The following is a 21,478-nucleotide window of genomic DNA, read 5'->3' on the forward strand; positions in this document are numbered from 1 at the left end:
GTCGTGGTGTCGAAGTAGGTGTTTGTCCGGTATTTGGGATTGCGTGATTTCCGCTCGTGGGCGCACGCGGACCTCGAATTGCACCCGGGGCGGACTGTGTTCGTTGGTCCGAACGGCTTCGGCAAGACGAATCTTATTGAGGCACTGTGGTATTCGAGCACTTTGGGTTCACATCGGGTCGGCACCGACGCGCCGCTGATCCGGGCAGGTGCCGACCGGGCGGTGATCTCGACGATCGTGGTCAGCGACGGTCGGGAATGCGCGGTGGACCTCGAGATCGCCGCGGGACGGGCGAACAAGGCCCGGCTGAACCGGTCACCGGTGCGCAGCACCCGCGAAGTGGTCGGGGTGTTGCGAGCAGTGCTGTTCGCTCCCGAGGATTTGGCATTGGTCCGCGGGGACCCGGCGGATCGGCGTCGCTACCTCGACGATTTGGCCACAGTGCGCCGCCCGGCCGTGGCCGCCCTGCGAGCCGATTACGACAAGGTGCTGCGGCAGCGTACTGCACTGCTGAAATCCGTAGCGGGCGCGCGGTATCGAGGGGACCGCGGTGTGCTGGACACCCTCGATGTCTGGGATAGCCGATTGGCCGAGCACGGCGCCGAATTGATGGCCGCCCGTATGGATTTGGTCAGTCAACTGGCCCCGGAGGTGGCGAAGGCGTATCAACTGCTGGCGCCGGAGTCACGCACGGCGTCCATCGAGTACCGGGCCAGCATGACGTCGGTGGTCCCCGGATCTGACGAGCCGGACGGGACTGCCGATCGCGGATACCTCGAGGCCCGGCTGTTGGCGGCGCTGGGCGCGCGTCGTGATGCCGAGGTGGAACGCGGGGTATGTCTGGTCGGTCCGCACCGCGACGACCTGGAATTGCGGTTGGGTGACCAACCCGCCAAAGGTTTTGCCAGCCATGGGGAGTCGTGGTCGATAGCGGTGGCGCTGCGGCTGGCCGCCTATGAACTGTTGCGGGTCGAGGGTAGTGACCCGGTGTTGTTGTTGGACGACGTTTTTGCCGAACTGGATACCAGGCGCCGTAGGGCCCTGGCGAGTGTGGCGGAGTCGGCCGAACAGGTTGTGGTGACCGCGGCGGTGCCGGAAGACATTCCGGCGGGTTGGGACGCGAAACGGGTGCAGATCGATTTGCGCGAGGGTGACGACGGACGAGTATCGGTGGTGTCCGCGTGAACGGCGAGCAATCAAGCCCGGAGCACACCCCGCAACCCGACAACGGTATCGACTTGGTTCGACGCACCCTGGCAGAGGCTCGGGCCGCCGCTCGTGCCCGGGGACGGGATCTCGGGCGCCGGTCGGCGGCGCAGCCGGTTTCATCGCGACGCGTCGCCGGACAGCGCCGAAGCTGGTCGGGTCCAGGACCCGATGCTCGCGATCCGCAACCGTTGGGCAAGCTAGCCCGCGAACTGGCGAAGAAGCGCGGTTGGTCCGGACGTGTTGCCGAGGGCACCGTGCTGGGCCAGTGGGCGTCAGTGGTCGGCCAGCAGATCGCCGACCATGCGACTCCGACCTCGCTGGACGACGGTGTGCTCAGCGTGACCGCCGAGTCGACAGCATGGGCCACGCAGTTGCGGATCATGCAATCCCAACTACTGGCCAAGATCGCCGCCGCGGTGGGTAACGGCGTGGTGACCACGCTGAAAATCACCGGGCCGGCCGCACCGTCGTGGCGCAAAGGGCCGCGACACATCGCCGGTAGGGGGCCTCGCGACACCTATGGCTAGCCCATGACCGGGGTCCATCAAGCGTCGGCCCGAGCCGCATGTCGTCCACGTCTGAAATCCACCAGGACGGAGCGGACCCGTATCCCCGACGTCCGGACGCGTCCTCCAAGAAGATATCGAGCGCACGGCGCAGTTAGATAGGTGGAAACGCGCTTAGAGAATCGGTGCGGACAGGTGCTCACGGTAGAGTAGGTACCCGACCCGCTGCGGTGACTGGACCGCTCGCATTGCAACCCCAAGGAGAGCATTCGGACCGTGGCTGCCCAGAAGAAGAAGGCTCAAGACGAATACGGCGCTGCATCCATCACGATTCTCGAAGGGCTAGAGGCCGTCCGCAAACGCCCGGGCATGTACATCGGCTCGACCGGTGAACGTGGTCTGCACCATCTCATCTGGGAGGTGGTCGACAACGCGGTCGACGAGGCGATGGCTGGTTACGCGGCCACCGTAAGCGTGGTGCTGCTCGAGGACGGCGGTGTCGAGGTGACCGACGACGGCCGCGGAATCCCGGTCGCAATGCACGCCTCCGGCATACCGACCGTGGACGTGGTGATGACCCAGCTGCACGCCGGTGGGAAGTTCGATTCCGACGCCTATGCGATATCGGGCGGGCTGCACGGTGTCGGTGTCTCGGTGGTCAATGCACTGTCCAGCCGGCTGGAAGTGGAGATCAAGCGTGACGGCCATGAGTGGTCACAGGTTTACGAGAAATCCGAGCCGATGGGACTCAAACAAGGCGCGCCGACGAAGAAGACCGGCACGACGGTGCGGTTCTGGGCCGACCCCAACGTTTTTGAGACCACCGAGTACGACTTCGAAACCGTCGCACGGCGGTTGCAGGAGATGGCGTTTCTCAACAAGGGACTCACCATCAACCTGGCCGATCGACGGGTGACCCAGGACGAGGTGGTCGACGAGGTGGTCAGCGACGTCGCCGAGGCCCCGAAGTCGGCCAGTGAGAAGGCGGCCGAATCCGCCGCCCCGCACAAGGTCAAAAAGCGTACCTTCCACTATCCCGGTGGCCTGGTTGACTTCGTCAAGCACATCAACCGCACCAAAAACGCCATCCACAGCAGCATCGTCGACTTCTCCGGTAAAGGCACCGGCCACGAGGTGGAGATCGCGATGCAGTGGAATGCCGGCTATTCGGAGTCGGTGCACACCTTCGCCAACACCATCAACACCCATGAGGGCGGGACCCACGAAGAGGGGTTCCGCAGCGCGCTGACGTCCGTGGTGAACAAATACGCCAAGGACCGCAAACTGCTCAAGGAAAAGGACCCCAACCTCACCGGCGACGACATCCGGGAAGGGTTGGCCGCGGTGATTTCGGTCAAGGTCAGTGAGCCGCAGTTCGAGGGCCAGACCAAGACGAAACTGGGCAACACCGAGGTGAAGTCGTTCGTGCAGAAGGTGTGCAACGAACAGCTCACCCATTGGTTCGAGGCCAACCCCGCTGATGCTAAAACCGTCGTCAACAAGGCAGTTTCATCGGCGCAGGCCAGGATTGCGGCCCGCAAGGCGCGCGAATTGGTGCGCCGCAAGAGCGCAACCGATCTGGGCGGACTACCGGGCAAGTTGGCCGACTGCCGCTCGACCGACCCACGCAAGTCCGAATTGTATGTGGTGGAGGGTGATTCAGCCGGCGGCTCGGCGAAGAGCGGCCGCGACTCGATGTTTCAGGCCATCCTGCCGTTGCGCGGCAAGATCATCAACGTCGAGAAGGCCCGCATCGACCGGGTGCTGAAGAACACCGAAGTCCAGGCGATCATCACCGCGTTGGGTACCGGGATCCACGACGAATTCGACATCGCGAGACTGCGTTACCACAAGATCGTGCTGATGGCCGACGCCGATGTCGACGGCCAGCACATCTCGACGTTGTTGTTGACGTTGTTGTTCCGCTTCATGCGTCCGCTCATCGAGAACGGCCACGTGTTCCTGGCCCAGCCGCCGCTGTACAAACTCAAATGGCAGCGTTCCGACCCCGAATTCGCCTACTCCGATCGTGAACGTGACGGGTTGCTGGAGGCAGGGCTCAAGGCCGGCAAGAAGATCAACAAGGAAGACGGCATCCAGCGCTACAAGGGTCTGGGCGAAATGGATGCCAAGGAATTGTGGGAAACCACCATGGACCCGTCGGTGCGGGTGTTGCGTCAAGTCACGTTGGACGACGCCGCGGCCGCCGACGAGCTGTTCTCCATCCTGATGGGCGAGGACGTGGATGCACGTCGAAGCTTTATCACCCGCAACGCCAAGGACGTTCGCTTCCTAGATGTCTAAAGCGTGCCCGCGCACAGTTGCAAACGAGGAATAGATGACAGACACGACGCTGCCCCCTGGTGACGACTCGCTCGACCGGATCGAGCCGGTCGACATTCAGCAGGAGATGCAGCGCAGCTACATCGATTACGCGATGAGCGTCATCGTCGGCCGCGCCCTGCCGGAAGTGCGCGACGGACTCAAACCGGTGCACCGGCGAGTGCTTTACGCGATGTACGACTCGGGTTTTCGCCCGGACCGCAGCCACGCCAAGTCGGCACGGTCGGTCGCCGAGACGATGGGCAACTACCACCCGCACGGCGACGCGTCGATCTACGACACCCTGGTGCGCATGGCGCAGCCATGGTCGCTGCGCTATCCGCTCGTCGACGGTCAGGGCAACTTCGGTTCGCCGGGCAACGACCCGCCGGCAGCGATGAGGTACTGCACTACCGGAGATGCGTTGGTGCGGTTGCCATTTGGGCAGTCGATCCGAATCGCCGATGTGGTGCCAGGCGCTGGTCCCAACTCTGACAATGCGGTCGAACTGAAGGTCCTCGATCGCCATGGCAACCCGGTAGTGGCTGATCACCTGTTCCATTCCGGTGACCATCAGACCTACACCGTGCGCACTGCCGAGGGTTATGAAGTCACCGGCACCGCAAACCACCCGTTGCTGTGCCTTGTCGACGTTGGTGGCGTGCCCACGTTGTTGTGGAAGCTGATCGGAGAAATCCACCCAGACGATTATGTGGCGCTGCAGCGCACTCCCCCAATGGAATTGGGCCCCGCTGACTGGCACGGCACGATGGAAGCGCTCCTGTTGGGGGCATTCATTAGTGAGGGCTATGTTTCGGAAACCCGCACCGGCTTTGCCAATCTGGACTGCGACTACTTCACCATGGCGGCCGGAGCTTACGACGCCGTCGTCGGCGGCAAACGCTATGTCTACCAGCAGACAATCGCCTCGGGATCGCTGCAGCACCCGCTCTACACCCAGAAAGTGACTGCTCTAAAGCAGAGCCGGTTGTGGCAGATAGTGGGCGTGCGGTCGGCAGACAAGTATGTGCCGGAGTGGCTGTGGCACTCTCCCGCCGCCGTCAAACGCACCTTCCTTCAAGCACTCTTCGAGGGCGGCGGTTCGTGTTCGATGCTGCCGCGCAATACGATTCAGATCTCATATACAACCATCAGCAAGCAGCTGGCCATGGACGTGCAGCAGATGTTGCTCGAGTTCGGTGTGATATCCCGGCGATACTTACATGCGGTCGGCGAGTACAAGGTCGTCATCACCAATCGGGCGCAAGCCGAATTATTTGCAACGCAAATCGGTTTCGGTGGCGCGAAGCAAACCAAGCTGACCAAGATCCTGGCCAGCATGCCCCCGTGCGCCGGCAGAGACAGCGATCACGTGCCAGGACTAGCTCTGTTTATTCGTAGGCACTGCGGCAGCCGGTGGGTCGACAAGGAATGGTTGCACAAGCACAATATCGACCGCCTTTCACGGTGGCGGCGCGACGGTGCCGAAATCCTCTCGCACATCGCCGACCCCGATGTCCGCACCATCGCCACCGAACTGACCGACGGCCGCTTCTACTACGGGCGGGTCGCCTCCATCACCGACGCCGGCGTGCAGCCGGTGTACAGCCTGCGGGTCGACACCGACGACCACGCGTTCCTCACCAACGGTTTCGTCAGCCACAACACCGAGGCCCGGCTGACCCCGCTGGCCATGGAGATGCTGCGCGAAATCGACGAGGAGACAGTCAATTTCATCCCCAACTATGACGGCCGGGTGCAGGAACCGACGGTGCTGCCCAGCCGGTTCCCCAACCTGCTGGCCAACGGTTCCGGCGGCATCGCGGTGGGCATGGCCACCAATATCCCGCCGCACAACCTGCGCGAACTCGCCGACGCGGTGTTCTGGGCACTGGACAATTACGACGCCGACGAGGAGACGACGCTGGCCGCGGTCATGGAGCGGGTCAAGGGGCCCGACTTTCCCACCGCGGGGCTCATCGTCGGATCCCAGGGTATCGCCGACGCGTACAAGACCGGTCGCGGTTCCATCCGGATGCGCGGAGTCGTTGAGGTGGAAGAAGATTCGCGCGGCCGCACCTCTCTGGTCATCACCGAGCTGCCGTATCAGGTCAACCACGACAACTTCATCACCTCGATCGCCGAGCAGGTCCGCGACGGCAAGCTCGCCGGTATCGCCAACATCGAGGACCAGGGCAGCGAGCGGGTCGGGGTGCGCATCGTCGTCGAACTCAAACGCGACGCCGTGGCCAAGGTGGTGCTCAACAACCTCTACAAGCACACCCAGTTGCAAACGAGCTTCGGCGCCAACATGCTGTCCATCGTCGACGGGGTGCCGCGGACGCTGCGGCTCGACCAGATGATCCGCTACTACGTCGAGCACCAACTCGACGTCATCATCCGGCGCACCCGCTACCGGCTGCGAAAAGCCAACGAGCGGGCCCACATCCTGCGCGGCCTAGTCAAAGCGCTTGACGCGCTGGACGAAGTGATCGCCCTGATCCGGGCGTCGGAGACCGTCGACATTGCCCGGGCCGGGTTGATCGAGCTGCTCGACATCGACGAGATCCAGGCCCAGGCCATCCTCGATATGCAGCTGCGGCGCCTGGCGGCACTGGAACGTCAGCGCATCGTCGACGACCTCGCCAAGATCGAGGCCGAGATCGCCGACCTGGAGGACATCCTGGCCAAGCCCGAGCGACAGCGCGGCATCGTGCGCGACGAACTCGGTGAGATCGTCGACAAGCACGGCGACGACCGTCGGACCCGGATTGTCGCCGCCGACGGCGATGTCAGCGACGAAGACCTGATCGCCCGCGAGGACGTCGTGGTCACCATCACCGAAACCGGCTATGCCAAGCGCACCAAGACCGACCTGTACCGCAGCCAAAAGCGCGGCGGGAAGGGCGTACAGGGCGCCGGTCTCAAGCAGGACGACATCGTCGCGCACTTCTTCGTCTGCTCGACCCACGACTGGATATTGTTCTTCACCACCCAGGGCCGGGTGTACCGGGCCAAGGCCTATGAGTTGCCCGAGGCCTCCCGCACCGCGCGCGGTCAGCACGTCGCCAACCTGTTGGCCTTCCAGCCCGAGGAGCGCATCGCCCAGGTCATCCAGATCCGCGGTTACGAGGATGCGCCGTATCTGGTGCTGGCCACCAAGAACGGGCTGGTCAAAAAGTCTAAGCTGACCGACTTCGACTCCAACCGCTCCGGCGGCATCGTGGCGATCAATCTGCGCGACAACGACGAACTGGTCGGGGCGGTGCTGTGCTCGGCAGAGGATGACCTGTTGCTGGTTTCGGCCAACGGGCAGTCGATCCGGTTCTCGGCCACCGACGAGGCGCTACGCCCGATGGGCCGGGCCACCTCCGGGGTACAGGGCATGCGGTTCAACGCCGACGATCGGTTGCTGTCGCTGAACGTCGTCCGCGAAGGCACCTATCTGCTGGTCGCTACGTCCGGCGGTTACGCCAAACGCACCGCGATCGAGGAGTACCCGGTGCAGGGCCGCGGCGGCAAGGGTGTACTGACCGTGATGTATGACCGTCGGCGCGGCAGGCTGGTCGGAGCGTTGATCGCCGACGACGACAGCGAGCTGTACGCGATCACCTCCGGAGGTGGCGTCATCCGGACGGCGGCACGACAGGTTCGCAAGGCGGGACGTCAGACCAAGGGTGTCCGCTTGATGAACCTGGGCGAGGGCGACACCCTGTTGGCCATCGCACGCAACGCCGAGGAAAGCGAGGAGGCGGTCGGGGAAACCGACGACGGCAACGGCTCGGGCAAGTAGCCCGTAGCCGCGGTGAAGCCCAGCGACGTGCCGGCTATGTCGCGGGGCGTCCGGCCCGGCCGGCAGCGCGTCGTGCGGCTTCCTCGTGTTCGGCCGCGCTGACGACAACCGCATCGGACCCGGGGTACACCGTCGCCTCGTGCCCGGTCACCAGCCAACGCACCACGTATGGCGGCGAGCCGTCTTGGGAACGCACCTCGGTGATCTCCGCATGTTGGTCATGTCGTTCGGTGGTGGTGCCCTTGACCACGAGGTAGTCGCCGACCTTCGCCTTCATCGCGCGCTTCCTTCCCGTCTTGTGAGAACCGCCGATCTCTCCATGGTGCGCGCGGCGGCCGCCAAACGGAAGTACGCGCGACGTCCACCGCTAACGGCTTTGCGCGGTCCCGCGTGTCGCGGTGAGGCGGGCAAAACTCCCACGCCCTGTTGCGAGAGACTGCTGTGGCGGAAGTGATCTGGTGTCAGATCTCGATACGTGAACCGATGATCACTGTTCGGTCGAGCGGCAGACTGAAATACGCGGCGGCGTTGGCGGTGATGTACGACGTGGCGATGAACAGGCGCTTGCGCCAAGGCGACATGGTGGCTTCCGCCCCGGCCGTCAATTCGATTTTCGACAAGAAGTAGGAAGCCGTGTCAACGTCGAGAAAGCCCCCGTCTCCTTGGCGTCGAGCAGGCTCAGAGCGTGCGGGACGTTGGGGCGCTGACGTGAATGATTCTGTCTTGCGAATAGCCGAGGCTGTCGATAGTTGTGCGCTCTGCATCCGGCACTCGCGGCACCGGCATCGTGTCGATCGACATGATGACGACGTTTTCGTGCACGACGCGGTTGTGCTCGACGTCGGCTCGCATCGCCAGCGGCGCAGTCTCGTTGCCGCGGTTGAGGAATACCGCCGTTCCCGGGGTACGCATCAGCGGCGGATCGTATTGCCGTAGCTCCTCGACGAACCCCGCAACGGCCCTTCCTCCCGCTCGCGCACCCGGGTGACGATCACCCGGCCCTGCTGCCAGGTGGTCATCACGGTGAACACGGCCAGGCCGATGAGTCGCTGGGGCTGAAGAGCGTCTGAACCGTGTAGATGGGGCTGGTGCCAATGTCGCCGAACACCACCCCGAGCCCACCGCCAACGATGGCGATACTGGCCGTGGGCCCGCCGGTGGCCGACTGAGGAGGGGACGCGGTGTGCGAGCCCGCTTTCACGGCGAGTCCTCGTACTTTCGGTTGTGGCGGTTGCGGTGCGGCGGATCGATCGTAATGTCCGGATGCCCGGTCGGGCGCCGTCTGGCTAGACGGGCCGGACACGAGGTCGGCGGTGACACCGGGCTTGGCGGCCGCATCGGTGACGTGGCGACGATGTCGTCACCGCCCGGTGACGATCAGGATGGCGGATCCGCCGCCGAACACCAGGGCAACTAGACTCAGCGGCCTGGGTACACATGTTAGGAGTCGGGGTGACCTCACCGAACGAGCCGGGCGCCCCCAATACGGGCGACTTACCGAATGGGGATGCTGTGGCGGAGCGTGCCGGTGCACACCGGGCAACGACCGGAGCTGGCCGCCCGTCAGAGCCCGCAGACGCTGCGTCGCGGCACCGAGGTGGCGCCTGGCCGTCTCAGCCGGGGCAGTGGCAACCGAACGATCCGCCGACCGACGTGCGGCCACCCGGCCCGAGTTCGGCCGTCGACGCCCGGTTGAACCGCTTCATCACCGGTACCTCGGCGCCGTCGGGCGCCCCGTCCGGGCCGGTGAAGACGAGCCCACCGGAGCCCGACGACCTTCCGGCCCGCAGTGACGGTCCACCGGTTGAGGCCTACGCCAGCGAATTGCCCGATCTGTCGGGATCTATCCCTCGGGCACAACGCAGGTCCGCACCCGACCGTCCGGTCGACGCGCCGGCAACTACGACCACCGCCAGCCGTCCGGTGACCACCGAATCTCGCGAATCCCGTGTGCAAGTTTCGCCCCGACGAGGCCGCGGACCGGTGCGGGCCAGCATGCAGATCCGGCGGATCGATCCGTGGAGCACGCTGAAGGTGTCGCTGCTGCTGTCGGTGGCCCTGTTCTTCGTCTGGATGATCTCGGTGGCGTTCCTGTACCTGGTGCTCGGCGGCATGGGCGTGTGGGCCAAGCTCAACAGCAACGTCGGCGACCTGCTCAACAACACCAGCGGCAGCAGCGCAGAACTGGTCTCCAGCGGCACGATCTTCGGCGGCGCCGTACTGATCGGCTTGGTCAACATCGTTTTGATGACCACGATGGCCACCATTGGGGCGTTCGTCTACAACCTCACCACGGATCTGATCGGCGGCATCGAGGTGACGCTGGCCGACCGGGATTAGCATTTTGGGGGTGGGGCGGCGATTGCGGTAATCTCGTCGCTCGGCCGTATCCGGAATCCGGGCCTATAGCTCAGGCGGTTAGAGCGCTTCGCTGATAACGAAGAGGTCGGAGGTTCGAGTCCTCCTAGGCCCACGACCATGTGCCCGTCAAGGTGCTGCGTGCGGCTCGCGTTATCACTGGCAGCAATCGCTGCGGTGGTGGCGGCGGTGCGGGCGCGGCGCAGCGCCGAAGTGTGGCACGTGGCGCCGGATCCCACCTCTGATCACGCGCCTGGTCACCCACCTCGCAACGACGAGGGGCCTTAGCTCAGTTGGTAGAGCACCGCCTTTGCAAGGCGGGTGTCAGGGGTTCGATTCCCCTAGGCTCCACAGGACGAAAGCGCAGCCGGTACCGCTTAAAGCGCATCTACAGTGCCGGGATCTTGTCCTTGAACAGCCGCTGTGCGTTTCCGGCGGCGACTTTTTGCCGCAGCTCGTCGTCGAACGGGAAGTCGGCGAGGAACTTCGCGCCGGCCATGTTGTCGTCCATCGGATAATCGACCGAGAACATCACCCGATCGGCAGACATGACTTCCAGCGTGCAAGCAAACGCCGGCGCCGAGAAGTTGCCGCTGGTGGTCACATAGAAGTTCGAGCGCAGGTAGTCCGACGGCAACCGGCGCAGTTTGCGGCCGGCATCCGGATCGCCGGCAAGGCCGTAGTAGCGGTCGATCCGGTGGGCGGCGAACGGCAGCATCTCGCCCAGGTGGCCCAAGATCATCTGCAACCGCGGAAAGCGGTCGAACAGGCCCGAGTAGATCAGCCGCAGCGCATGCGTGCCGGTCTCTACGCCGAAACCCCACGACGCCAGGTGCAGGCCGGCCCCTAGGTAAGGCTTGAACCAGGCGTCCATCACCGCGGGGTGCGGAGTGGTCGGATGCAGATAGATCGGTGCCCGCAGCGCTTCGGCGGCTTCGAACAACCCGTAGTAAGCCGGGTCGTCGAGATAACGACCCTGAGTGTGCCCGTTGATCAGCCCTCCGACGAAACCCAATTCGCTGACGGCGCGGGTCAATTCGGCCGCCGCGGCCTGCGGATCCTGGGGCGCCAGGGTCGCGAACGCACCGAATCGGTCCGGCATGGCGGCGATCGTCTCGGCCAGGTCGTCATTGGCGCGACGCGCACCGTCGACCGCCCGGTGGACGTCGCCGTCGGCCTGCACGCCGGGGTCGAACAGCGAGAGGATCTGGAAGTCGATTCCCGCGGCGTCCATCTGCTCCAGCCGCAGCGCTCCCCGGTCGTACAGCCGCTCGTATGCGGTGCGATTGTGCAGCCGAAGCCAGCTGCCGACGACATTGTCGGCGCTGACCGGATCCCACGCGTAATGCTCTTCCAAGGCAATCAACGACATCGCAAGCCTGGCCCGGTGATGCCGCGCCCTACGGGCGCGGCTGGACGTCCACACTCGGCGGGCGCGGGGAGGGCTCCGGGCGCGACGAGCGCCGCACGATGGTGAATGCCACCGCACCACCGGCCACGACGACGACGGCGGCCGCTCCGGCGATCACCCACACCCGCTTCTTGCCGCGGCGCTGGGACCGGCGCGCTTCCTGAAGCACCTGGGGCAGGTTTGCCACCACTTCCTGGGCAGCGGCCAGTTCCTGGGCGAGCGTTTCTTGAGCGGCGGCGATCTCGCGGGCCAACCGGCCTTCTCGATAGCGGCGACGAAGATCCGAGGCGGTCGACTGCGCGGACTGCACTCCGAGTCCGACGACGCCACGGGTCACGTCCACGGGGCCAACCGCCGAATAGGTCAGGCCGCGGGTCAGTCGCTCCCTCGGGGTCAACCGGGTTTCCACCTTCTCGCTCATCTGCCGCCTTTCTGGTGTCTGGCTGGTCGATTCACTTGCCCAGAGCCACTCCGATACCCTCACAGACTGCCACCACGAGGACGTCTGCGGGTCCATTGCCTCAATACCGCGCGGTTCGCGTCGGGTGGCACCGGCTGCGGCCGCGCCACCGGGTAATGGCACACTGTGATCCCGTGACTAACAGCCCGTTTCAGACTGCCACCGCCACGCTGCACACCAACCGCGGAGACATCAAGGTCGCCCTCTTCGGAAACCACGCGCCCAAGACCGTCGCCAACTTCGTCGGCCTGGCGCAGGGCACCAAGGATTACTCGACCCAAAATGCATCGGGAGGCACCGCCGGCCCGTTCTACGACGGCGCGGTCTTTCACCGGGTGATCAACGGCTTCATGATCCAGGGCGGTGACCCGACCGGCACCGGCCGCGGTGGGCCGGGCTACAAGTTCGCCGACGAGTTCCACCCCGAACTGCAATTCGATAAGCCCTACCTGCTGGCGATGGCCAACGCAGGGCCCGGCACCAACGGCTCACAGTTCTTCATCACCGTCGGCAAGACTCCGCACCTGAACCGGCGTCACACGATCTTTGGTGAGGTGACCGAACCGGAGTCGCAGCGCGTCGTCGACGCCATCGCGACCACACCCACCGACGGCAACGATCGGCCCACCGACCCGGTGGTGATCGAGTCGATCACCATCTCCTGAACCGCCGCTCTATCCGCGCCCTGGGCCGGCGTAGCCGGCTGCGGTGAGGGCATCGAGCACGTTCAGCGGATCGGTCCCGAGGTCCCAACGGGACAAGATGAACAGTCGGTCGTTGACGGTCTCGATTTCGAGGAGTCGAACGTTGCGCGCGTAACGCCGGAACTGAGAGATCCGGATGATCTTGATGTCGAGCCGCCGCAATAACTGCGTCCGCAACCACCCCCGGACCGCCAGCCCGTCGCCGGTGATTGCCAGCTTCGGCCGTGCCCGCCAGGAAACGCCGGCAAACAAGATCAAACCCAGTGCGGCAACCATGGCCATCACGCGCCCCGGCGGGTCTGTGACCAAGGTCACAGAACCGATAGCCATCAATGCGCCGGCAACGCCGCAGCCAGCGATTCCTGCCGCCGGCGGCGACCATTGTGTTTGCTGCATGCGCTATCCAGACCCTCCGACCACCGCAGATTCGGTTATCCACAGACGCTATCAACAGTGGGGATAAATCACATCCATGTGATTGACGAACCACAAGGTTGCTGGATCAGTAAAGATCCCGGGATGAAATAAATTCATTTCGGGCGCGGTGCGGCTCAGTGCCACCGCATGGTGAGCAACAATCCGGTGATCATGAAAGCGAACGCGATGGCGTAGTTCCACGGGCCTAGATCCGCCATCCACTGCAGCGCCTTGGGGGCCTGACTACCGAGGGCGGCCAACTGAAACACCATCAACCAGACGAGGCCGATCAGCATCAACCCGATGAACAACGAGACGAACCACACACTGGATGGTCCGACCTTCACTTTCACGGGTGTGCGGCTCACCGGCTTGACGGTGAAGTCCTTCTTCTTGCGGACCTTCGACTTGGGCATGTAATACCTCGGGATACCTCAACAACACGGTGAGCGGACAAAGTGCAACGATTGCGACTGCAACTGCAGCCAAAGCTTGGCTACGAGACTAACCCAACTGGTCTCGCGACCAGGAAACGGAGACGTGATGACCGATGAGCGCCGCTCGCCGTGGCGTTTCGGCGTTCCGCTGGTGTGCCTGCTCGCCGGCTTGTTGCTGGCCGCCACGCATGGGGTTTCCGGCGGTGCGGAGATTCGCCGCAGCGACGCGCCGCGGCTCGTGGACCTCGTCCGTAACGCCCAGTCATCGGTGAACCGGCTGGATGCGCAGCGGGAGGCGCTGACCAAACGGATCGACACGGCGCACGGTCCGTCGTCGGATACCGCATTGGCGGCGATGCTCAGGCGGGCCGCCGAACTGGCCGGTGAGGCGGGCATGAACCCGGTCCACGGCCCTGGCGTGGTAGTGACGCTGAACGACGCGCAGCGCGACGCCCATGGCCGCTTTCCCCGCGACGCCTCCCCCGACGACCTGGTGGTGCACCAGCAGGACATTGATGCCGTCTTCAACGCGGTGTGGAGCGCGGGCGCCGAGGCGATCCAGATGCAAGACCAGCGCATCATCGCGAGCACGGTGGTGCGTTGCGTCGGCAACACGTTGCTGCTCAACGGACGCACTTACAGCCCGCCCTACACGATCACCGCGATCGGCAATCCCGCCGCCATGCAAGCAGCCTTGGCCGCGGCTCCGCTGGTGACCCTCTACAAGCAGTACGTGGTCCGGTTCGGATTGGGCTACCACGAAGAGGTCAAGTCCGACGTGCAGGTCGTCGGACATTCCGAACCGGTCCGGATGCATTTCGCGCAGCCGCTGGGACCCGTGGGTTACTGAGGCCGGACGGTAACCTGTCACGATGCGGATTCTGGTTGTCGACAACTACGACAGCTTCGTGTTCAACCTGGTCCAGTACCTGGGCCAGTTGGGCGTCGAGGCCCAAGTGTGGCGCAACGACGACGCCCGGCTCGCTGACGAGAGCGCCGTCGCCGAGCAATTCGACGGTGTGCTGCTCAGTCCCGGCCCCGGGACGCCGGAACGCGCGGGCGCGTCGGTGAGCATGGTCGCGGCGTGCGCCGCGGCGCGGACCCCGCTGCTGGGCGTGTGCCTGGGACACCAGGCCATCGGCGTGGCGTTCGGGGCCACCGTCGACCGCGCGCCCGAGTTGTTGCATGGCAAGACCAGCAGCGTCTACCACACGAATGTCGGTGTACTGCAAGGACTTCCGGACCCATTCACGGCAACCCGGTATCACTCGCTGACCATCCTGCCGGAGTCGTTGCCGGCCGAGCTGGAGGTCACCGCCCATACCCGCAGCGAGGTGATCATGGGCGTGCGTCACCGCGAGTTGCCGATTCACGGTGTCCAGTTCCATCCGGAGTCGATCCTGACCGAGGGCGGACATCGGATGCTGGCCAACTGGCTGACCTATTGCGGCTGGGCGCGCAACGACACGTTGGTGCGCCGGCTGGAAAACGAAGTGCTCACCGCCGTCCGGCCGCACCTGCCAACCGCTGCGGCCGGCACGGCCGGGACTACTGACCGAACTTCAGCGTGATGATGCCGTCCCGGTTGACGCCGGAACCGGCGGGCGGGCTCTGGTAGACGACCCGGTTGTGCTGGGATCCGCCGGCGTCGACGTCGGGCCCCTTGTCCAGCACCCCGGTCCAGCCCAGCGCGCGCAGCCGCGGTTCGGCGTCGGTCCAGAACATCCCGGACAGGTCGGGCATGACGAATTGGTTGCCCTTGGACACTTGTAGTTCGATCACCGAATCGACCGGAACGGTGGTGCCCGCGGGTGGGTTGGTGCCGACCACGTCACCCGCCGGCTTCGGGCTGTCCACCTGCGCTTGGCTGAACTTGGTGAAGCCGTAGACGTTGAGGTTCTTCTGCGCCAGGTCGACGGTCTGACCCGCGACGTCGGGAATCTGTTTGGCCTCGGGCCCGGAGCCGACGATGATCGTGATCACGTTGGTGATCGCTGAGGTCTGGTTGGCCGGCGGGTTGGTCCCGATGACCTTGCCCGCCATCTCCGGCGAGGAGGGCGAGGCGGCCTGCTTGAATTTGCTGAACCCGGCGGCGGTCAGCTTCTTGACCGCTTCGGCGTAGGTCAGCGACGAGACATCGGGCAGCTCACGCTGCTCGGGTCCGGTGGAGACGTTGATGGTGATGTCGGCCCCTGCACCCACCGAGGTGTTGGCAGCCGGGTCGGTCCCGATGACGTGGTCGGGCGGGATCGTCGAGTCCGGTTTCTGCAGCGTGCGGGTTTTGAAGCCGCGGTTTTGCAGCGCGGCTATGGCGTCGGCGGATGCTTGGCCACGCACGTCGGGCACCTGGACCTTGTGGGTGTTGCCGCCGAAGGTGTTGATGGCGATCGTGACGGCGATCGTCAGCACCGCCAGCACCGCGACCACGGCGACCCAGCGGCCTACCGAGGGGGTGGTGCGCTCACGACCGGTGTGGTCGAGGACCTGGCGAGGCAGCGGATCGGTGCGCGGACCGGCGGGATGTCCGGGGGTGGCCGCCAGCAACGAGCGTCGCTCGGCGCCGCTGAGCACCTTGGGTGCCTCCGGTGGCTCACCGTTGTGCACCCGGACCAGGTCGGCCCGCATTTCCGCCGCGGTCTGGTAACGGTTTTCCGGGTTCTTGGCCAGCGCCTTGAGGACGACGGCGTCCAGGTCGGCGGAGATGCCCTCATGGCGTTCCGAGGGCGGGATGGGGTCTTCGCGGACGTGCTGGTAGGCCACCGCCACCGGCGAGTCACCGGTGAACGGCGGTTCGCCGGTGAGGATTTCGTACAGCACACACCCCAACGAATAGACATCGGATCGCGCATCGACCGCGTCACCGCGAGCTTGTTCGGGGGACAGATATTGCGCCGTACCGATCACCGCGGCCGTCTGGGTGACGCTGTTGCCGCTGTCGGCGATCGCCCGGGCAATGCCGAAGTCCATCACCTTCACCGCATTGGTCGAGCTGATCATGATGTTGGCCGGCTTGACGTCACGATGGATGATGCCGTTTTGGTGGCTGAAGTTCAGCGCCTGGCAAGCATCGGCGATCACCTCGATGGCCTGCTTCGGCGGCATCGGGCCTTCGGTGTGCACGATGTCACGAAGGGTGACGCCGTCGACGTACTCCATGACGATGTAGGGCAACGGACCGGCGGACGTTTCGGCTTCGCCGGTGTCGTACACCGCCACGATCGCCGGGTGGTTCAGTGCCGCCGCGTTTTGTGCCTCCCGCCGGAAGCGCAGGTAAAAGCTGGGATCGCGGGCCAGATCGGCGCGCAGCACCTTCACCGCCACGTCCCGGTGTAGACGCAGATCGCGGGCCAGGTGAACTTCGGACATTCCCCCGAAGCCGAGGATGTCGCCCAGTTCATAGCGATCGGAGAGGTGCCGAGGGGTGGTCATCGCGACGTCTCGTATCGGTCCAGCGACACATGGTGAGTCGGTCGCAGCGCGACAGTCCGGCCGAGTTGGTCTGTCCGGCTCGCCCCCGGCGGCTGGAAGCGCCCCCATTGCGAGCCGTCATGGCCGGCATCGTCGACCGGGCCGAAACTCTTCCCACCGAGTCGCAAACCCTGACCGGTCGGCGTCTGGCTGGCTGGCGGGCTTCCGGTGTCGGTCACGGTCGGGGGCGGTAGCTGCGGCTGGTTGTCGCCACGCGAATTGATGACGATGAGCACCGCGATGATGATGGCCAGCGCCCCGAGGACGCCGGCAGCCCACAACAACGCCCGCTGGCCCGACGAGAACGTACGCCGCGCGGGTGGCCGGTTTCCTCCGGTCGCCGGCCGGGAGCGGCGCGGGGCCGTGGCCCGGCTGGTGGGGTTGCCCGCGATCCGGGCCGGCGCGCTCGACGGAATCGCTGCTGGCGCGGCCCGCCCGGGCGGCGGTGACTGGCTGGGCCGTGGCGGTCGCCGGCCGGCCCGTACCGCAGCGACGGCGTCGGCGAACGGTCCCCCACTGCGATAGCGCATCTGGGGGTTTTTGACCAGCGTGATCTCGATGAGTTCTCGCACATTGGGCGGCAGTTCGGCGGGCAGCGGCGGCGGCGGTTCCTTGATGTGCTTCATCGCCACCGTCAGGGCGCCGTCACCGGTGAACGGCCGCTTACCCGAAACCGCTTCGTAGCCAACAACTCCCAACGAATATACGTCACTGGCCGGGGTCGCGTCGTGACCCAGAGCCTGTTCGGGCGCGATGTATTGGGCGGTGCCCATCACCATTCCGGTCTGCGTCACCGGTGCCGCGTCGACGGCCTTGGCGATCCCGAAGTCGGTGATCTTCACCTGGCCGGTGGGCGTGATCAAGATGTTGCCCGGCTTGACGTCGCGGTGCACCAGTCCGGCCGCGTGCGCAACCTGAAGAGCGCGGCCGGTCTGCTCGAGCATGTCGAGCGCATGCCGCAGCGACAGTCGGCCGGTGCGCTTGAGCACCGAATTCAGCGGCTCGCCGTTGACCAGCTCCATCACCAGGTACGCGGTGCGACCCTCGCCGTCCATCTGGCTCTCGCCGTAGTCGTGCACGGCCGCGATCCCCGGGTGGTTCAGCATGGCCGTGGTGCGGGCCTCGGCCCGGAACCGTTCGATGAACTCCGGGTCGGATGAGAACTCGTTCTTGAGCACCTTGACGGCCACCCGCCGGCCCAGCCGGCTGTCGACCGCTTCCCAGACCTGCCCCATGCCGCCGGTGGCGATGAGCCGCTGCAGGCGGTAGCGGCCGGACAGCGTCATACCAACTCGGGGACTCATGGCCCCCCCTGCAGCGCAGCTTCGATCACGGCCCGTCCGATCGGCGCGGCCAGCGCACCACCGGTCGCGGACAGACGATCGCCCCCGTTCTCCACAAACACCGCGATGGCAACCTTCGGCGCCTGTGCCGGCGCGAAGGCGATGTACCACGCATGGGGCGGAGTATGACGGGGGTCTGTGCCGTGCTCTGCGGTACCCGTCTTGGATGCGATCTGCACGCCGGGGATGGCCCCTTTCTGCTGTGTGACTTTCTCGGCGCCGACCATCAGCTCTGTTAGCTTAGCGGCGACCTGCGGCGACACCGCGCGCCGCTGCTGATATGGCGCAGTGGTGCTGATGTTGGCCAGGTCGGGCCCGCGGAGGTTGTCCACGAGGTACGGCCGCATGGTGATCCCGCCGTTGGCGATGGTCGCCACGACCTCGGCGTTCTGCAGCGGGGTCAGCGCGACGTCCTTCTGCCCGATACTGGTCATACCCAATGCGGCGGTGTCGGCGATCGGGCCGATGGTCGACTCGGCCACCTGCAGCGGTATCGGGTCCGGCGACGTGTCCAAGCCGAACGCCTGCGCCGTGCTGCGCAGCGCGGCTGCGCCGGCAAGGATGCCCAACTGGACGAATGCGGTGTTGCACGACTTGGCGAATGCCACGCTCAGCGACACGGTCGGCTCGGCGCCGCACGGGGTGCCGCCGTAGTTCTCCAATGTCGCCGTGCTTGCGGGCAGCGGAATCTCGGCGGCCGCGGTCAGCTGCTCGGTGTCGGTGGCTCCGGCCTGCAGCGCGGCCGCGGTGGTGATCACTTTGAAGGTGGAACCCGGCGGGTACGTTTCGGCGATGGCACGGTTGGTCAGCGGCGAGTCGGGGTTGTCGCGAAGCCGCTGCCAGGCTTGCGCCTGGACCTCGGGATCGTGCGACGCGAGCAAGTTGGGGTCATAGGACGGCGACGACACCAGCGCCAGGATCTTGCCGGTCGACGGCTCCAGCGCCACCACCGCGCCTTTGCAGGGGCCGCCGCAGCCCTGTTGCATCGCATCCCAGCCGGCCTGTTGGACGCGGGGGTTGATAGTGGTGTCGACATTGCCGCCGCGCGGGTCGCGCCCGGTGAAGAAGTCGGCCAGTCGCCGGCCGAACAACCGCTCGTCCGACCCGTTCAGCAGCGGGTCTTCGGCACGTTCCAGACCGGTACTGGAATAACGCAGCGAGTAGAAGCCGGTGACCGGCGCGTACAGCTCCGGGTTGGGATAGACCCGCAGGAAACGGAAGCGGCTGTCGGTGGCGACCGAGTAGGCCAGCAGTTGCCCGCCCGCGGTGATCTGGCCGCGCTGGCGCGAATACTCGTCGAGCAGGACCCGCTGATTGCGCGGATCGGCGCGCAACCCGTCGGCGGTGAAGACCTGCGTGATCGTGGCGTTGAGCAGCAGTAGCACGATCAACGCCATCACGGTCACCGAGATCCGGCGCAGAGAGGCGTTCATACCCGCTCGATCACCTCGGTACCGGCCGCCGCGATCGGCGTCGTATTTCGGGCGCGGGTGCGCAGCGGACGCCGGGCTCCGTGTGAGATGCGCGCCAATATGGCCAGCAGCACATAGTTGGCCAGCAGCGACGACCCACCGTAGGACATCCACGGTGTGGTCAGCCCGGTCAGCGGAATGAGCTTGGTGACGCCGCCGACCACGATGAACAGCTGGATGGCCAGCGTCGATGCCAGACCCGCGGCCAGCAGTTTGCCGAAGCTGTCGCGGGTGGCGATCGCGGTGCGCAGGCCGCGGATGATGACGATTGTGTACAGCATCAAAATGGCGGCCAGGCCGACCAACCCGAGCTCCTCGCCGAAGGCGGCGATGATGAAGTCGGTCGATGCCGCGGGCACGGTATCGGGTTGGCCGTTACCCAGCCCGGTGCCGAAGATTCCGCCGGTGGCGAAACTGAACAGCGATTGCACCATCTGGTAGCCGCTGCCGTCGGGATCGGCGAACGGATCCCACCAGGTCTGCACCCGGACCCGGACGTGGTTGAAAACGAAGTACGCCACGACGCTTCCCGCCGCGAACAGGGCCAGACCGATGACGACCCAACTGAACTTCTGGGTGGCCAGGTAGACGACCACCAGAAACGACGCATACAGCAGCAGCGACGTGCCGAGGTCCTTCTCGAAGACCATGACACCCACCGAGATCGCCCAGGCCGCCAACAGTGGCGCAAGGTCCCGCGGGCGCGGCAGGTTCATGCCCATCAGATGCTTGCCGGCACTGGTGAACAGCCGGCGCTTGGCGACCAGCACCGCAGAAAAAAAGATCAGCAGCAAAATCTTGGAGAATTCGGCAGGCTGAATCGAGAAGCCGGGCAAGCGAATCCAGATTTTCGCGCCGTTCTGCTCGGACAACGATGCGGGAAGCAGCGCCGGAACGGCGAGCATGACCAGACCGGCGAGCCCGCAGGTGTAGCCGTAGCGGGCGAGCTGGCGGTGATCCTTGAGAAAGGTCACCACCAGCGCGAAAGAAGTCACGCCGACAAGGGTCCACAGCATCTGCTGGTTCGCGCTGAAATGACTGTGGTGGCCGACCTCGTCGTCGACGAGGTCGAGGCGATGGATCATCACCAGTCCAAGCCCGTTGAGCAGCGCCACCACCGGCAGCAGCAGGGGGTCGGTGAACGGGGCGGAGCGTCTGATAGCCAGGTGCGCGAATCCGAACAGCGTCAGGAAGGCCAGCCCGTAGCTGGCCAAATCCCAATGGAGGCTGCGATCTTGGTTGGCTTCCACGATCAGCAGCGCGGCGACGGTGACCACGGCGGCGAAGCACAACAGCAGCAGTTCGGCGTTGCGCCGGGTCGGCAACGGGGGCGTCACCGTCACCGGCGCCTGCAGCGGTGCCGTCATGCCGCCGCCCGGCAGTCAATGCCCGGCTGCGGAGGAGGTGGCGGAAGCGCGGTCACCGTCGGCGATGTCGTTGACGGTGACGCGGGCGCTGTCGGCGAAGTGCTCGCGTGGTTGGGGCCGGCACTTCCGGAAGTGGTGGACGGGGCCCCGGCGGGCGAAGTGGTCGGGGTGGTCGGGGACGTTGACGAGGATGTGACGCTCGGTTCGGGGG

General features: G+C 65.5%; 18 protein-coding genes, 2 tRNA genes and 1 pseudogene. 10 read left to right on the plus strand and 11 right to left on the minus strand.

Going from position 1 to position 21,478, the window contains the following annotated elements; all coding sequences use genetic code 11:
* The first annotated feature begins 18 nt into the window (after positions 1–18).
* The 4 genes from recF (at position 19) to gyrA (ending at position 7,830) form a co-directional block, all read left to right on the plus strand.
* Positions 19–1,185 (plus strand): DNA replication/repair protein RecF, encoded by a 1,167-nt coding sequence (gene recF, locus EET03_RS27395; protein WP_075542593.1) that lies wholly within the window; start codon positions 19–21, stop codon positions 1,183–1,185.
* A complete protein-coding gene (locus tag EET03_RS27400) occupies positions 1,182–1,736 on the plus strand; it encodes a DUF721 family protein (RefSeq protein ID WP_075542592.1) in 555 nt (184 codons plus the stop codon). The genes recF and EET03_RS27400 overlap by 4 nt, the downstream gene beginning before the upstream one ends.
* Before the next feature lie 255 nt (positions 1,737–1,991).
* Positions 1,992–4,019, plus strand: coding sequence for a DNA topoisomerase (ATP-hydrolyzing) subunit B (gene gyrB / locus EET03_RS27405; RefSeq protein ID WP_075542591.1), 2,028 nt, complete (start codon positions 1,992–1,994; stop codon positions 4,017–4,019).
* Positions 4,020–4,053: 34 nt separating this feature from the next.
* Complete coding sequence (gyrA, locus tag EET03_RS27410; protein ID WP_075542590.1) at positions 4,054–7,830, plus strand: intein-containing DNA gyrase subunit A; 3,777 nt, start codon at positions 4,054–4,056, stop codon at positions 7,828–7,830.
* 34 nt (positions 7,831–7,864) lie between these two features.
* Here gyrA and EET03_RS27415 read toward each other — a convergent pair whose 3' ends face one another.
* Both EET03_RS27415 and EET03_RS27420 read right to left on the minus strand, forming a co-directional pair.
* The gene (locus tag EET03_RS27415) at positions 7,865–8,107 is read right to left on the minus strand and encodes a DUF1918 domain-containing protein (RefSeq protein WP_075542589.1); all 243 of its coding nucleotides are present in this window, start codon (positions 8,105–8,107) and stop codon (positions 7,865–7,867) included.
* 184 nt (positions 8,108–8,291) lie between these two features.
* Positions 8,292–8,876: pseudogene (locus EET03_RS27420) on the minus strand (KUP/HAK/KT family potassium transporter); the annotation flags it as partial.
* Between the two features lie 406 nt (positions 8,877–9,282).
* Between EET03_RS27420 and EET03_RS27430 the strand changes: the two are divergent.
* From EET03_RS27430 to EET03_RS27440, 3 genes are all read left to right on the plus strand, one after another.
* The gene (locus tag EET03_RS27430) at positions 9,283–10,170 is read left to right on the plus strand and encodes a DUF3566 domain-containing protein (RefSeq protein WP_099193866.1); all 888 of its coding nucleotides are present in this window, start codon (positions 9,283–9,285) and stop codon (positions 10,168–10,170) included.
* A gap of 59 nt (positions 10,171–10,229) precedes the next feature.
* A tRNA-Ile gene (locus tag EET03_RS27435) sits at positions 10,230–10,303 on the plus strand.
* A 163-nt stretch (positions 10,304–10,466) separates the two neighbouring features.
* Positions 10,467–10,539: transfer RNA gene (locus EET03_RS27440), tRNA-Ala, on the plus strand.
* A gap of 37 nt (positions 10,540–10,576) precedes the next feature.
* On the opposite strand, the gene EET03_RS27445 is transcribed toward EET03_RS27440, so the two are convergent.
* The gene (locus EET03_RS27445; RefSeq protein ID WP_075542586.1) at positions 10,577–11,560 is read right to left on the minus strand and encodes an amidohydrolase family protein; all 984 of its coding nucleotides are present in this window, start codon (positions 11,558–11,560) and stop codon (positions 10,577–10,579) included.
* Positions 11,561–11,588: 28 nt separating this feature from the next.
* On the minus strand, positions 11,589–12,020 hold the full coding sequence (gene cwsA / locus EET03_RS27450; RefSeq protein ID WP_075542585.1) for a cell wall synthesis protein CwsA: 432 nt from the start codon (positions 12,018–12,020) through the stop codon (positions 11,589–11,591).
* Positions 12,021–12,175: 155 nt separating this feature from the next.
* Between cwsA and EET03_RS27455 the strand changes: the two genes are divergently transcribed.
* On the plus strand, positions 12,176–12,724 hold the full coding sequence (locus tag EET03_RS27455; RefSeq protein ID WP_075542584.1) for a peptidylprolyl isomerase: 549 nt from the start codon (positions 12,176–12,178) through the stop codon (positions 12,722–12,724).
* A 9-nt stretch (positions 12,725–12,733) separates the two neighbouring features.
* Here EET03_RS27455 and EET03_RS27460 read toward each other — a convergent pair whose 3' ends face one another.
* On the minus strand, positions 12,734–13,159 hold the full coding sequence (locus EET03_RS27460; RefSeq protein WP_075542583.1) for a PH domain-containing protein: 426 nt from the start codon (positions 13,157–13,159) through the stop codon (positions 12,734–12,736).
* 155 nt (positions 13,160–13,314) lie between these two features.
* Entirely contained in the window at positions 13,315–13,596 is a 282-nt protein-coding gene (gene crgA, locus EET03_RS27465; protein ID WP_075542582.1) for a cell division protein CrgA, read from the minus strand.
* Positions 13,597–13,723: 127 nt separating this feature from the next.
* Between crgA and EET03_RS27470 the strand changes: the two genes are divergently transcribed.
* Together EET03_RS27470 and EET03_RS27475 are read left to right on the plus strand one after the other, a co-directional pair.
* The gene (locus EET03_RS27470; RefSeq protein WP_075542581.1) at positions 13,724–14,467 is read left to right on the plus strand and encodes a DUF881 domain-containing protein; all 744 of its coding nucleotides are present in this window, start codon (positions 13,724–13,726) and stop codon (positions 14,465–14,467) included.
* 22 nt (positions 14,468–14,489) lie between these two features.
* Positions 14,490–15,188, plus strand: a complete 699-nt coding sequence (locus EET03_RS27475; protein ID WP_075542580.1) for an aminodeoxychorismate/anthranilate synthase component II — start codon at positions 14,490–14,492, stop codon at positions 15,186–15,188.
* On the opposite strand, the gene pknB is transcribed toward EET03_RS27475, so the two are convergent.
* The 5 genes from pknB to EET03_RS30535 all read right to left on the minus strand — a co-directional run.
* Positions 15,166–17,046 (minus strand): Stk1 family PASTA domain-containing Ser/Thr kinase, encoded by a 1,881-nt coding sequence (pknB, locus tag EET03_RS27480; protein ID WP_075542579.1) that lies wholly within the window; start codon positions 17,044–17,046, stop codon positions 15,166–15,168. The genes EET03_RS27475 and pknB overlap by 23 nt on opposite strands.
* Complete coding sequence (locus EET03_RS27485) at positions 17,043–18,389, minus strand: serine/threonine-protein kinase (protein WP_099193867.1); 1,347 nt, start codon at positions 18,387–18,389, stop codon at positions 17,043–17,045. The genes pknB and EET03_RS27485 overlap by 4 nt, the downstream gene beginning before the upstream one ends.
* Positions 18,386–19,861, minus strand: coding sequence for a D,D-transpeptidase PbpA (pbpA, locus tag EET03_RS27490; RefSeq protein ID WP_075542578.1), 1,476 nt, complete (start codon positions 19,859–19,861; stop codon positions 18,386–18,388). The genes EET03_RS27485 and pbpA overlap by 4 nt, the downstream gene beginning before the upstream one ends.
* Entirely contained in the window at positions 19,858–21,267 is a 1,410-nt protein-coding gene (locus tag EET03_RS27495) for an FtsW/RodA/SpoVE family cell cycle protein (RefSeq protein WP_075542577.1), read from the minus strand. The genes pbpA and EET03_RS27495 overlap by 4 nt, the downstream gene beginning before the upstream one ends.
* 15 nt (positions 21,268–21,282) lie before the next feature.
* Positions 21,283–21,478: hypothetical protein (locus EET03_RS30535; RefSeq protein WP_167470714.1), on the minus strand; the 196-nt coding region annotated here is incomplete at its 5' end.

This window comes from Mycobacterium innocens (genome assembly GCF_900566055.1).
Lineage (GTDB): Bacteria > Actinomycetota > Actinomycetes > Mycobacteriales > Mycobacteriaceae > Mycobacterium > Mycobacterium innocens.

Coding starts and splice junctions, on each gene's coding strand:
- gyrA (WP_075542590.1), top strand. CDS start 4,054: ATGACAGACACGACGCTGCCCCCTGGTGACGACTCGCTCGACCGGATC.
- EET03_RS27415 (WP_075542589.1), bottom strand. CDS start 8,107: ATGAAGGCGAAGGTCGGCGACTACCTCGTGGTCAAGGGCACCACCACC.
- EET03_RS27445 (WP_075542586.1), bottom strand. CDS start 11,560: ATGTCGTTGATTGCCTTGGAAGAGCATTACGCGTGGGATCCGGTCAGC.
- cwsA (WP_075542585.1), bottom strand. CDS start 12,020: ATGAGCGAGAAGGTGGAAACCCGGTTGACCCCGAGGGAGCGACTGACC.
- EET03_RS27455 (WP_075542584.1), top strand. CDS start 12,176: ATGGCACACTGTGATCCCGTGACTAACAGCCCGTTTCAGACTGCCACC.
- EET03_RS27460 (WP_075542583.1), bottom strand. CDS start 13,159: ATGCAGCAAACACAATGGTCGCCGCCGGCGGCAGGAATCGCTGGCTGC.
- crgA (WP_075542582.1), bottom strand. CDS start 13,596: ATGCCCAAGTCGAAGGTCCGCAAGAAGAAGGACTTCACCGTCAAGCCG.
- EET03_RS27470 (WP_075542581.1), top strand. CDS start 13,724: ATGACCGATGAGCGCCGCTCGCCGTGGCGTTTCGGCGTTCCGCTGGTG.
- EET03_RS27475 (WP_075542580.1), top strand. CDS start 14,490: ATGCGGATTCTGGTTGTCGACAACTACGACAGCTTCGTGTTCAACCTG.
- pknB (WP_075542579.1), bottom strand. CDS start 17,046: ATGACCACCCCTCGGCACCTCTCCGATCGCTATGAACTGGGCGACATC.
- EET03_RS27485 (WP_099193867.1), bottom strand. CDS start 18,389: ATGAGTCCCCGAGTTGGTATGACGCTGTCCGGCCGCTACCGCCTGCAG.
- pbpA (WP_075542578.1), bottom strand. CDS start 19,861: ATGAACGCCTCTCTGCGCCGGATCTCGGTGACCGTGATGGCGTTGATC.
- EET03_RS27495 (WP_075542577.1), bottom strand. CDS start 21,267: ATGACGGCACCGCTGCAGGCGCCGGTGACGGTGACGCCCCCGTTGCCG.